This is a genomic window from Pseudoxanthomonas putridarboris (assembly GCF_038321125.1).
Classification (GTDB): Bacteria; Pseudomonadota; Gammaproteobacteria; order Xanthomonadales; family Xanthomonadaceae; genus Pseudoxanthomonas_A; species Pseudoxanthomonas_A putridarboris.
The window spans coordinates 301,719-313,873 of record NZ_JBBWWT010000003.1; the positions used below are offsets into that span (position 1 = coordinate 301,719).

General features: G+C 63.2%; 14 protein-coding genes. 10 read left to right on the top strand and 4 right to left on the bottom strand.

Translation table 11 applies throughout. The annotated features are described in order from the left end of the window. Positions 1-50: 50 nt before the first annotated feature. Together AAD027_RS08850 and AAD027_RS08855 are read right to left on the bottom strand one after the other, a co-directional pair. A complete protein-coding gene (locus AAD027_RS08850) occupies positions 51-914 on the bottom strand; it encodes a VOC family protein (RefSeq protein WP_341725655.1) in 864 nt (287 codons plus the stop codon). 68 nt (positions 915-982) lie between these two features. Then, positions 983-1,450 (bottom strand): putative quinol monooxygenase, encoded by a 468-nt coding sequence (locus AAD027_RS08855; RefSeq protein ID WP_341725656.1) that lies wholly within the window; start codon positions 1,448-1,450, stop codon positions 983-985. A gap of 202 nt (positions 1,451-1,652) precedes the next feature. On the opposite strand from AAD027_RS08855, the gene AAD027_RS08860 reads away from it, so the two are divergent. From AAD027_RS08860 to AAD027_RS08895, 8 genes are all read left to right on the top strand, one after another. Continuing rightward, positions 1,653-2,546: a glycine betaine ABC transporter substrate-binding protein gene (locus AAD027_RS08860; protein ID WP_341725657.1), complete on the top strand. Its 894-nt coding sequence runs from the start codon at positions 1,653-1,655 to the stop codon at positions 2,544-2,546. Between the two features lie 23 nt (positions 2,547-2,569). Beyond that, positions 2,570-3,736 carry an L-dopachrome tautomerase-related protein gene (locus tag AAD027_RS08865; protein WP_341725658.1) on the top strand — a complete coding sequence of 389 codons (1,167 nt, stop codon included), beginning with the start codon at positions 2,570-2,572 and terminating at the stop codon, positions 3,734-3,736. A gap of 75 nt (positions 3,737-3,811) precedes the next feature. Continuing rightward, entirely contained in the window at positions 3,812-4,843 is a 1,032-nt protein-coding gene (locus AAD027_RS08870) for an aldo/keto reductase (protein ID WP_341725659.1), read from the top strand. A gap of 30 nt (positions 4,844-4,873) precedes the next feature. After that, entirely contained in the window at positions 4,874-5,794 is a 921-nt protein-coding gene (locus AAD027_RS08875) for a type 1 glutamine amidotransferase domain-containing protein (RefSeq protein WP_341725660.1), read from the top strand. 22 nt (positions 5,795-5,816) lie between these two features. Then, on the top strand, positions 5,817-6,326 hold the full coding sequence (locus AAD027_RS08880) for a hypothetical protein (protein ID WP_341725661.1): 510 nt from the start codon (positions 5,817-5,819) through the stop codon (positions 6,324-6,326). Beyond that, a complete protein-coding gene (locus tag AAD027_RS08885) occupies positions 6,326-6,943 on the top strand; it encodes an alternative oxidase (RefSeq protein WP_341725662.1) in 618 nt (205 codons plus the stop codon). The genes AAD027_RS08880 and AAD027_RS08885 overlap by 1 nt, the downstream gene beginning before the upstream one ends. Positions 6,944-7,069: 126 nt before the next feature. After that, complete coding sequence (locus tag AAD027_RS08890) at positions 7,070-8,083, top strand: aldo/keto reductase (RefSeq protein ID WP_341725663.1); 1,014 nt, start codon at positions 7,070-7,072, stop codon at positions 8,081-8,083. A gap of 143 nt (positions 8,084-8,226) precedes the next feature. Next, positions 8,227-9,003 (top strand): alpha/beta hydrolase, encoded by a 777-nt coding sequence (locus tag AAD027_RS08895; protein ID WP_341725664.1) that lies wholly within the window; start codon positions 8,227-8,229, stop codon positions 9,001-9,003. A 39-nt stretch (positions 9,004-9,042) separates the two neighbouring features. Here AAD027_RS08895 and AAD027_RS08900 read toward each other — a convergent pair whose 3' ends face one another. Continuing rightward, entirely contained in the window at positions 9,043-9,792 is a 750-nt protein-coding gene (locus AAD027_RS08900; RefSeq protein ID WP_341725665.1) for an SDR family oxidoreductase, read from the bottom strand. Positions 9,793-10,098: 306 nt separating this feature from the next. On the opposite strand from AAD027_RS08900, the gene AAD027_RS08905 reads away from it, so the two are divergent. After that, positions 10,099-10,656, top strand: coding sequence for a TetR/AcrR family transcriptional regulator (locus AAD027_RS08905; RefSeq protein WP_341725666.1), 558 nt, complete (start codon positions 10,099-10,101; stop codon positions 10,654-10,656). Between the two features lie 75 nt (positions 10,657-10,731). On the opposite strand, the gene AAD027_RS08910 is transcribed toward AAD027_RS08905, so the two are convergent. Continuing rightward, positions 10,732-11,658 carry a LysR family transcriptional regulator gene (locus AAD027_RS08910; protein ID WP_341725667.1) on the bottom strand — a complete coding sequence of 309 codons (927 nt, stop codon included), beginning with the start codon at positions 11,656-11,658 and terminating at the stop codon, positions 10,732-10,734. 102 nt (positions 11,659-11,760) lie between these two features. On the opposite strand from AAD027_RS08910, the gene AAD027_RS08915 reads away from it, so the two are divergent. Next, on the top strand, positions 11,761-12,147 hold the full coding sequence (locus AAD027_RS08915; protein WP_341725668.1) for a nuclear transport factor 2 family protein: 387 nt from the start codon (positions 11,761-11,763) through the stop codon (positions 12,145-12,147). The last annotated feature ends 8 nt before the right edge of the window (positions 12,148-12,155 follow it).

Here is a 12,155-nt window from a genome sequence, read left to right on the forward strand (position 1 = left end):
AGAGTCCGGCCACCAGCATGGCACCATGACCGATCGCTCGCGTGGACCGCCTAGCCCATGCCCACTGCGCGGCTCTTGCGCAGATGCGCCTGGAATGCGTCCTGGAAGGTCTTCTTGACCGGCCCAAGCGCCTTCACGAATTCCAACTGCTCACCCTCCGGACCCTTGCAGTAGATCAGCGTCCAGCCATCAGACTGGCCCTCCGTGATGGGATTCGAGTTCGCCTCCAAGGGTGCCGCCAGACGCTGTTGCTCGTTGGCGACGGTGACGACGCGATTGGCCCTTACCTGGGTCATTCCACGATGCGCGCACTCCGCTTCCAGATCGCGAATGAAGACATTGAAGTCCACGTCGTCTCGCAAGTAGAAACAGATGTGCATCGAGCGCGGGTAGGCCGGACTCATATGGTCACGCGGCTCTGCGAATGCGTTACCCCGCCCCATCGGCTGATCGGCATCCCGGTACTGCAGCAACTCGATCACCACGTTGTCGAACTGGATGAAACGCACGTCGAGCCGTTGAGCGCCTCCCTTCAAGTCCGGGACACCGAGTGTCAGCGGATTCACCCCTCGTTCCCGGGCCAAGATTTCCTGATCCGTCAGAAGCGTGTTGTGGATGCGTTCCCCCTGGAAGTCGCCATCGCGCATGACCTCCGTGCCACCCAGCACTTCCGTGTAGAACTCGTAGGCACGATCCATGTTCTGGACGGTCAGGCCGAAGTGCTGGACGCCCTGCAAGCGGGTGCCAAGAGAGCCACTGACCTCCGACACACCGGCGCGGCGCGCTTGTTCGGTGGCGGAGCCGATGCCCGGCAAAACGCTCGCGGCCAAGCCAGCCAGAACGGCGGTACCCGTCGTGCGCAGCGCATCGCGACGTCCTGTATCGATTTCAGGATTCTTAGGTAGCTCTTTCATGTCTTTTCTCCAGGCATTGAGGGATAAGCACGGCCACTGATCAGAACGGATAAGAAATTGATCGAGCCCTAGACAACCGCCGCATTTGCGGACAGCACGTCAGCTACGATGAACGGGACCACGACGTAGGACTGTCTCTCAGCCATTGAGTCGATGACAGAAAAGTAGTGCTTGAAATGCGGTGTCTCACGGTGTTCCGCCACGGCTGAAACATCGCGGTACAGCTCATCGATCACAAATCGGCCCGGGTGGGCGGGGTCTTTCCAGAGGTCCCAGCGCAAGTTGCCCGGTTCGCTGCGGCAGGGTTCGACCATTCCCCGCAGAAGGGACTCCAGCGCCTGTTCTTGTGCCGGTCTGGCTGTCAGCGTTACCGCAATCTTTGCTTGTGGTCCAACGATCTTCGCACCTTCGAACCAGTCATCCAGCCTCATTGAAGTTCCTCGCTTGGCGTATGGACTCCCAACGTATCGAAGGCCGAGCCTGCCGAAGTCAATATTGGTTCCAGGGCAGGAAGCGACCGCCTTGGCGATCAGCATGTAGTCGAGGTTTCCCGGCTTGCCGGCCTGCGGTGGCAGTGTCGCGCGGCGACCCACTGAGGGATAGTTAAAAGTCGTAAAGAGCGGGTCACCTCATCCGCAGATGGGATCGAGGCTTCGATGCTCATCGACATCGGTTTTAACCACTATTAACGAGCCAAGTGCGTCGCGGGGCGCTAGCCTCAAGCGAAAGGAGCCCAACATGGCGCACCCTCTTGCATCTCGTCGTGCAGTGCTGAAAGCGGTAGCGGGCGCGGCTGCGGGATTGGCGCTGTCTCGTGCCGATGCGGGCGCAAGGCTGCCGATCATGCTGGGGCAAGTCTCGCTCAGCTTCTACGCAGTCGTGGGTAGCGTCATCAAACACGTACTGATTGGCCTTGGACATGAGGTCGAAGTACGGGAGGGGCCGCATGACCAGATGTTTCCGCTGCTTGGCTCCGATTCCATCGATCTCATGGTGGCCGCTTGGCTCCCTGAGGGGCATGCCGGGTACTGGCAGAGATATGGGCAGAACGCCATCGAAGTGACGCGCCTGTATGAGGGGGCGCGCTTCTACTGGGCCGTTCCTGAATATGTGCCGAGCACATCGGTCGGCAGTATTGCCGATCTCGGCAAACCCGAAGTCGTCCAGCGGATGGTCCGCGAGATCCAAGCCATCGGCCCTGCCGCAACCATCACGACAGCATCTCAGCAGGCTGTTGATCGATATGGCCTGAATGGTCATTTCCGTGTGCTTCCAGGGACGGCGAGCGCCTGGATCGAAGCCTACCGGCAGCATCTGGCCGACGAGCGCTGGTTCGTGTTCCCCGGCTGGACGCCGCAGTTCCTCAACAACGCGGGCACGCTGCGCGTACTGCGCGATCCCCTCGGCGTGCTGGGTGGCATCAACCACGCAGCGCTGGTCGCCCCCACCCGGCGGTTCGACGCCCTCCCCCCGTCGACCCGCCGGATTCTGGGCCGCGTGCGGCTGAGCCTGGACGCCGTGAACCGCATGGATTGGGCGGTGAACGTGGATGGAGCGTCAGCGCAAGACGCCGCACGTGCCTGGATGCAGGCCCATCCCGATCTCGTTGCCCAGTGGCTGGAAGACGCATGAGCCCCCCTCACAGGAGAGAAACGATGAAGTGCACTCCGATTTATGCCTTTGTAGCCGCTTTCGTACTGGCTTCCTGCGCGAAGCAGGATGCTACGGCCCTCCAATCTGACGCAGCCGCGGCCGCTGCATTGTCTGCAGATGCGACTGCACCCGCGACCCCTGCGGTGGGCCAGATCGAGATCGTCGCCGAACTCGACATAACGCCTGGCAACGTCACCGCGTCCAAGGACGGACGTGTGTTCGCCAGTGTGCACGGCATGCGACGTGGCCCTGTGCAGATGATCGAGGTGACCGGCCGGAACACCTATATCCCATTCCCGGATGAGGCCTGGAACGCCGAGCCCGGCTCCGGCAAGGACGTCTTGAATACCCCGCATGGCGTGGTCATCGATGGCCTGGACCGGCTGTGGGTGATCGATCATGGCAACTGGATGGCCACGCCGCAGCCGCCGAAGCTGCTGGCATTCGACATCAACACGCGCAAGCTGGTCTACCGGCACGACTTCGACAAGACCACGGGGCCGGACGGCCAGATCCTCCAGGACCTGGCCGTCGACGGCGAACGCGGGTTCGTCTACGTCGCGGATTGCGGGCCTGATCCGGCCATCGTGGTGGTCGACATCAACAAGAACACCGCGCGTCGCTTTGCGGGGCATCCTTCCCTGCAGGCCGAGGACGTGGAACTGGTAGTGGAAGGCAACCCGCTGCTGTTCCCTGGTCCAGGAGGACGGATGGGGCCTGCACGCGTGGGCGTCAATCCGATCACCTTGTCCGCCGACGGCGAGACGGTCTACTTCGGGTCCATGAACGGCACCAGCTGGTACTCGGTACCGGCCCGTCTGTTCCGGGAAGGCGCGGCGGATGCAGCCATCGCCAGAGGCATCATCCGCGTAGGGGCCAAGCCCCTTTCCGACGGCGCCGCCACCGATGCCGAAGGCAACCACTTCATCACCAACTTGCCGGACAACGGCATCGACATGCTCACCAAGGACGGCGAGTTGCGACCGCTGGTCAGGGATCCTCGCTTCCTGTGGGCGGACAACGCGCATTTCGGCCAGGACTCCTGGCTGTACGTCGCCATCAACCAGCTGCACCGCAACCCGATCTTCACGGGTGCAGGCGACCGCGGTGTACCGCCGTACCTCATCGCCCGCGTCTGGACGGGGACGCCCGGGCAGCCCGGACGCTGACGCGGGCTGCCCCACGGCGACACCACCGACCAGGTGCCGCCGGCCTTTCCGCACGCCCACAGGCCTGGAGGCCACATGACGTACACGCCCGATCCGGATCGCTACAAGCACGCCACGTTCCGTCGTTGCGGCCGGAGCGCCTTGGTCCTGCCGCCGATCTCGCTGGGTACCTGGCAGAACTTCGGCGACACCAGCCCGTTCGAGACGGCGCGCGCCATCGTGCGGCGCGCCTTCGACCGCGGTGTCACCCACTTCGACCTCGCCAATATGTATGGACCACCACCCGGCAGCGCCGAAGACAACATAGGCCGAATCCTGCGCAAGGATTTCCCGGGGATGCTGCGCAGCGAATTGATCCTCTCGTCCAAAGCGGGCTACGAGATGTGGCCTGGTCCGTACGGCATCGGCGCATCGCGCAAGCATCTCATGGCATCGATCGACCAGACGTTGTGGCGCCTTGGGACCGATCATGTGGACATCTTCTACGCGCACCGCCCATGGCCGGACGTGCCGATGGAGGAAACGATGGCCGCACTGGCGCAGATCGTCCGCCAGGGAAAGGCGCTCTATGTCGGTGTGTCCTCCTACAGCCCCGAGCGTACGCGACAGGCGCACGCGCTGCTACAGCAAGAAGGCCTGCCACTACTGATCCACCAGCCGTCGTACTCGATGCTGAACCGGCACATCGAGGCCGGCTTGCTGGATACGCTGGAGGAATTGGGCGCGGGCTGCATCGGCTTCTCGGCGCTGGCCCAGGGCTTGCTTACCGATCGCTACATCGGTGGCAAACCGTTGCATGGGCGCGCACTCGAGCAGGGCGGGACATTCAATGCATCATTCCTTTCGGAAGACAACCTGAGGAACATCCGCAGTCTCGCCGCCATCGCAAAGCAACGGGGACAGACGCTGGCACAGATGGCGATCGCCTGGGTGTTGCGCGACCCGCGCGTGACCAGCGCGTTGATCGGTGCGCGCACCGTCGAGCAGTTGGACGATTCGCTGGACGCGCTGGAGAACCTGTCATTCACCGCCGGGGAACTCCACGAAATCGACCAGTACGCGCAGGAGGCGGGGATCGATCTGTGGAGGAACCTTTCGTCCCTGTGACGCCCACCACAATGCCCTGGAGGCCGCAACATGCCCAACCTCATCACGCCCATGCGGCGACTCGCCGCCGCGCTACTGGCATTCGCCGCACTAGGCGCGGCCCCGTCCGCATTTTCCGCCGACGATACCGGCAATGGGCGAGTGCTGATCATCGCATCCGCCGCGGACACACTGGAACTCCGTGCAGGAAAGCGCATTTCCACGGGCACCTATCTCAACGAACTCGCCATTCCCGCCAAGGCGATCATCGCGGCCGGTTACGACATCGTGTTGGCTACGCCGACCGGTACCAAGCCGGTCATTGACGCGCGGTCGCGACAAGCGTCCCACTTCGGTGGCGACGAGGTGGCCCTGCACGAAGCCGAGGAGTTCTTCGCCACCCATCCGGCCATGCAACAGTCGCGCAGCCTGCGCGCCGTCAAGGACGCAGGACTGGATGAGTACGCGGCCGTCTTCGTCCCCGGCGGCCACGCTCCCATCACCGATCTGGCGCGGGACGCGGACTTTGGCGCCATCCTCCGTCACTTCCATGAGCGCGCCAAGCCCACCGCGCTGCTATGCCACGCACCGATCGCGCTGATTGCTTCCGTCCCCTACCCCGCTGCATTCCATACCGCCATGGAAGCCGGCAATGCGCCGGGCGCCGCGCAGGCCGCGAAAGGCTGGCCTTACGCCGGATACAGGATGACGGTTTTCTCAAACGAAGAGGAACAGGGCGTGGAAACACGGACGTTCCAAGGACGCCTCAAGTTCTATGCCGTCGATGCCCTGGAAGCTGCGGGAGGCCGTGTGACGACTGCTTCAAAGCCTTTCGAGCCAAACGTGGTACACGACCGCGAACTCATCACCGGACAAAACCCACGCTCAGACCATGCACTGGCCGCCGCGCTGGTTGCAGCACTTGAGGCGCAGACGCCACAGATCAGTTCAACCGATTCAGACGCCCGGTAGCGTGCGGAACCCCGGCGGCAACATGAATCTCACACTTGTCACTGGCACCAGGATGGAACAGGCGCAGCAGGATAACCGCTTCGATCCAACCCCTCAAACCATTGAGCAGGGACTGCACGAGAAGCAGGATGGCCTTCGACCCGGCGGGCAAACCCACCTCCCAAGGCAACGGCCATGGATCGTCATCACCTTGGAAAAAATACGCGTATGGACGAGGCCGAGCTTGATGGAGCTATCGAAGCAGGAACGCACGTATCGCGGACTCGCGGTTTCCGTCTGGCGCGATGACTGCACGGGCGCCTGGGAATGGGAAATCTTCGATAGAGAAAGCGACCTTCATGTCGATGGTGGGAGCGCAAAGACACGAAACCTGGCGATGCTGGTGGCTGCATGCCGTGAAGCAATACTCCCTCGCGACGCCCCGTGCGGTTTGCGCCCGGGCGGCGCATCTCGCCGCTGGTGGGCCGACGCCTCGCGTACGGCCTCGGCCCACATCCTTCTCACGCACCCGACGCCAGAAACGGAGCCGTAATGCTCACCGAGGATCGCATTGCCACTACCCATCACCGGATCAACGGCTGGTCTGATCGTATTGCATACTCGATTACCAGAAGCCTGCGATTCTTGGCCGATGTTCTTTTTGCCAAACGCTATGGGAACCGAGCCATCGTTCTCGAAACCATCGCCGCGGTTCCCGGGCTGGTAGGAGCGGCGATGATTCACTTGCGATGCCTCCGCTGGATGAGGCACGACGAAGGCTGGATCCGCATCCTCATGGATGAAGCGGAGAACGAGCGGATGCATCTGATGACCTTCATTGAAATCGCGCGCCCCAGCTGGTTCGAGAGAATCATGGTGCTGATTGCCCAGGCTCTTTTCTTCACATTCTTTCTGACGCTTTACGTGGTTTCCTCCCGCACGGCCCATCGCCTGATGGGTTACTTCGAAGAAGAAGCGATTGTCAGCTACACCCGTTATCTGGAGCAGATCGACGCAGGCCGCATCGATAATGTTCCGGCACCCGACATAGCCATTGGCTACTGGCAACTGGCACCCACCGCCCATCTGCGCGAGGTGGTCATTGCCGTCCGGCAAGACGAGGCTGGCCATCGCGACGTGAATCACGAGTTTGCCAATCGACTGGGCTAGCGGCGCTCGCTCCAAGCGGCGTGGAAGGCAACACGCAGTTCAACGCCCCCCTGGCGAACTTGGCCCAGTCAAGCCCAGGCCGTGCCTTCGCTCCATTCGCAACACCCGATCACTCAGGAGTCCACCATGTCCCTCAAAGACCTTCTCCCCGGCAAGCTCGGTTTCGGCACGGCCCCGCTCGGCAACATGTTCCGCGACATCCCGGAAGCGGAGGCGCATGCGACGGTGGAAGCCGCATGGAACCACGGCATCCGCTACTTCGACAACGCGCCCTTCTACGGCGCCGGCCTGGCGGAAATCCGCATGGGCGAGGCGTTGGCCGGCAAGCCGCGCGAGGAGTACGTCATCAGCACCAAGGTCGGCCGACTGATCCTGGGCGAGGTGGAGGACGTCGGCGCCCGCGACCTCGGCGAGAAAGGCGATGTCTTCAAGTACGGCCGCCCCAACAAGATCGTCAACGACTACTCCTACGACGCCACGCTGCGTTCGATCGAGGGCAGCCTGGAACGTCTGAAGACCGACCGCATCGAGATCGCCTGGGTGCATGACGTGGCGCAGGACTTCTACGGGGACGACTGGCTGTCGATGTTCGAGAGTGCGCGCAAGGGTGCGTTCAAGGCGCTCGACCGGCTGCGCGATGAGGGCGTGATCCAGGCCTGGGGCCTGGGCGTGAATCGCGTGGAGCCAATCGAACTGCTGTTGGACTTGGAAGGTCCGCGCCCCGACGGTTTCCTGCTGGCCGGCCGCTACACCCTGCTGGACCATGGCCGGGCGCTGCAGCGTGTGATGCCGAAGGTCGCCGAGCGCCGACTGGGCATTGTGGTTGGCGGGCCATACAGTTCGGGCGCGTTGGTGGGTGGTCCGAACTTCGAGTACGCGCCGGCCACGCCCGCGCTCCTCGACAAGGTCGCACGCATCAAGGCCCTCGCCGACCGTCACGGCATCAGCATGAAGGCGGCCGGGCTGCAGTTCGCCCTCGCCCATCCGGCGGTGGCGGCGGTCATCCCCGGCGCCAGCAGGCCGGGTCGGATCGCGGAAGACCGCGCTGCGTTGCTGGAAGCAGTGCCCACCGACTTCTGGCGCGATTTGCGCAACGTCGGCTTGGTCCATTCGGATGCACCGTTACCCATCATGAGTTAGTCATATCAGACCAGCCGGAATCGGAACAGCGATATCTCAACAGGAGCGGCACTCTGTTTTTTATCGCGGAAGTCTGGCCGGCATTCATCTGATGCTTCACATCAAGGTCCGCCTCATTTCATTTCAAGAAACCTCATTCATCAATGAAGGTTATCGCCATGAAAAAACTATTCACATTGGTCGCCGCTCTCGCACTCACAACCTGGACATTGCCCGTACATGCAACCGAGCCCGCACCGGTCAAGAACATCGTCTTGGTGCATGGTGCCTTCGTTGATGGTTCGGGCTGGTCGCAGGTCTACCGCAGCCTGCGGAGCAGCGGCTATAACGTCACCATGGTCCAGAACCCCACCGCCTCGCTGGCCGACGACGTGGCCGTTACCCATCTGGCCATATCCCAGCATGATGGCCCGGTGGTCTTGGTCGGCCACTCCTATGGTGGCGTGGTCATCACCGAAGCAGGCACCGACCCCAGAGTGAAGAGTCTGGTCTATATCGCTGCCTTCGTCCCGGACAAGGGCGAGTCGGTCCAGACGCTAATCGCCAGCGCACCGCTGGGCGCCCCGGAGCCTCCGATCCTGCCACCACAGAAGGGTTTTCTGTTCCTGGACCGTGCCAAGTTCGCTGACTCCTTCGCTGCCGACGTCCCACCCGAAGAAGCCTCCTTCATGGCTGACTCGCAAGTGCCGTGGGGGCTTGATGCGCTAGGCGATGCTGTGACCGAGCCAGCCTGGAAGAGCAAACCGAGTTGGTACCTCGTGGCCACCGATGATAAAATGATCCCTCCTCCGGCACAGCGATTGATGGCCCAGCGCATGGGCGCTACGGTCTCCGAGGTCGCGGGTAGCCACGCCATTTACGTCTCTCAGCCGACGGCTGTCACCGAGCTAATAAAGCAGGCTGCAGAAGGATCCAAGTAAACGGCGCATCTGGCCGCAAAGGAAGAAGCGTCTCGGCCGTTATGCGACCTGTGCGGCAAGCGTCACGGCGTCCGCGCCGGCCGGGATGCGAAGCGGAGAAGACGCATCGGTCACGGCCCGCCAAACCGCTTCCGCCACGTCGCTCGCGGTGGTGACTTCGACGGGCTGCGGTGGCGCTGCGGAGAACACCTGCTTGGCCCAGGCGGCATAGGCTTCGGGTATGCCGTTCTGCGAGCGGGCACGGGCGGTCGCGCTAAAGGACGTTTCCGGCGCTCGACCGGGGATGACCAGCCGCACGCGCACTCCGAACGGCTCCACCTCCAACGCGAGGTTTTCGCTGAATGCCTCCACGGCCGCCTTGCTGGCCGTGTAGGCGGACAGCATCGGCAACGGCTTGAGCGTCACGGCGGACGACACGTTGACGATCACGCCCGTCCCTTGCTTACGGAAGCCGGGCAGCACGGCTTGCGTCATCGCCATGGTGCCGAACGTGTTCAGCTCGAAAAGCTGGCGCGTTGCGTCGATCGACACGCCTTCCAGCGCGCCCATGAGGCCGGCTCCCGCATTGTTGACGAGGGCGTCGATCGGTCCTGCTTCGTCCACGGCGCGAGCGATGCTGGCAGCGTCGGTCACATCGAGCGCAACGACGCGCAGACGTTCGGATGCGGGCAGCACGTCCCCATGAGGCGCGCGCATCGTGGCAATGACGGTCCAGTCGCGATCGAGGAAATAGCGGGCAGTCTCAAGCCCGAAGCCGGACGAGCTGCCGGTGATGAGAATCGTGTTCATGCAAAACTCCTGTTTGTGGTCATGGCGTAGCGCGACCGTGGATGGGGCTGGACGCGCGTTGCGAGGGAGTCGGAACAGGCGTGTCCGGCTTACTTCGTCTCGACGCTGCCTTCCGGCGCGATATCGGCTGCCGGTGTCGCGATCGCCTCGGAAGAACTGTAAAACGGATCAATGATCCGTTACACTATATACGGATCATTGATCCGTTTATCAAGAGGGATTCCAGAAATGGCATTGCCAAAATCCCGGAAGGCGGTTGGGGGCGCGTCCCCGACTGCGGACGATACGAAGACACCCCTGCCACGGATGCGCGCCGATGCTCGCAGGAACGAGGAAGCGGTTCTGGAAGCCGCGAAGATCGTGTTCGCCCGCTCGGGGGTTGATGCGCCCATCCGGGAGATCGCGACACAAGCGGGTGTTGGGCTGGGTACGCTCTACCGCCGTTTCCCGACCCGCGCAGATTTGGTGGCAGCGGTGTTCCGCCGCGAGGTCGATGCCTGTGCCGATGCGGTCGGGCCGCTTGCCGCCGAGCGAGGACCAACCGAGGCGCTGGCAGCCTGGCTGATGCGCTACACGCGTTTCCTGGCCACCAAGCAGGGGTTGGCTGCTGCGCTCCATTCCGGCGATCCGGCATTCGCCACCTTGCCGGACTATTTCCGAAGCCGGTTTGAGCCCGCCTTGTCGATGCTGCTGAATGCCGCTGCCGATGCGGGCCAAGTCCGTGCCGACGTTGCGCCCTATGATCTGCTGCGCGCGATCGGGAACCTCGCCGTGGCTTCCGGGGACGATGGGCCAGCGCATACCGAACGAATGGTCATGCTGCTGCTGGATGGCCTGCGCTATGGTGCGGCAAAGCCGAAATAGACCGGATCGCTGCGAGGACGCCCGAGAGGACCATTCCTGATCCACGCATTTAAAGCAGCAGCGATGCGCTGCGCGTCAGCTGTTCGCCGAGAACCGCCGCGCCAGATCCTGTTCGAGGAACGCGTCAGTGACATGGTCGATGAATACGCGGGTCTTGGCCGGCAGCAGTTTCTGGCTGCTGAAGTAGAGCGAGATCGCACCCAGATCCGAATGCCAGTCGGGCAGTACACGTTGCAGTTTGCCGCTTTGCAGATGCGGCAGTACGAACGGTACGGCGATCAGGGCCACGCCCAGACCCATCAACGCGACGCGGCACAGCGCTTCGGGGTCGTTGGCCACGACGCGCGCCTTCTGTTCCAACACAGCTTCGGCGCCATGATGATGTCGCATCTTCCAGACCCGCACGCGACCACTGTGAGCCGAACGCATGACGATGCCATCCAGCGCCGCAAGATCATCGGGATGCTGCGGCAATGGCCGATCTCGCAGATAGTCCGGTGAAGCGACGGCGATGATGTGCAGCGGCGCCAGTTGCCGCGCCACCACGCCGGCCGCCAGTTCCATGCCCCCGCCGATGGCGGCGTCGAAACCCTCGGCGATCAGGTCGACCTGCCGATTCTCGAAACTCCAGTCCGGCACCACGTCGGGATAGCGCTGCATGAAGGACGGCAGCAGCGGCAATACGTAGTCCAGGCCGAAACCGAACGCCATGCTCACCTTCAGCGCACCAGCGGGCTTGCCGGCATGCGTGGCCGCGCCGGCAATGGCGGACTGGATGGATTCCACCCCGCCCACCACCGAAGCCAGGAAGCGCTCGCCTTCCTCGGTCAGGGTCAGGTTCCGGGTGCTGCGCTGGAACAGGCGCACGCCCAGGTTGCGTTCGAGCATGGCCACGTTGCGGCTGACCGCAGCCGGGGTCAGGCCCAGCCGCCGCGCAGCCGCGGAGAAGCCGCCGCATTCGGCGCTGCGGATGAAGGACTCCAGATTGGCGAGCGTCTCCATCCGCAGATCTTAAAGGAACCATTGAAGCTGATTCCAGCCATTACCGGCTTATCGCACGCCAATCCCGGCGCCAAGCTGCTTCCTCGCCCACAGAGCCACCGCATGTCCATCTCATCCGACACCGCCATCGACTACGACGGCCTGATGCAGGCAAACCTCGTGCGCGTGTTCGGCGAGCGCGATGCGGGGCGGCGCCTCGAGGCGATCCGCGAGCTTTACGCCGAAGACGCCGTGCTGAACGAGCCCCACGCCACCGCCACAGGGCATATCGCGATTCGCGATGCCGTCACTGCACTGCTCGCCAGCCTGCCATCCGACTTCGTTTTCACCGCGATTGGTCCGGCCATTGGTCACCACGGCATCGGGCGTCTGCAGTGGCGCTCCGGTCCGGCAGGTGGCCCCGCCGTCGTCACCGGCATGGATATCGCCCATTTCGTGGGTGGCCGCATCCACTCCCTCACCGTCTTCCTCGACCCCCCTGCAGCCTGACAAGCCAC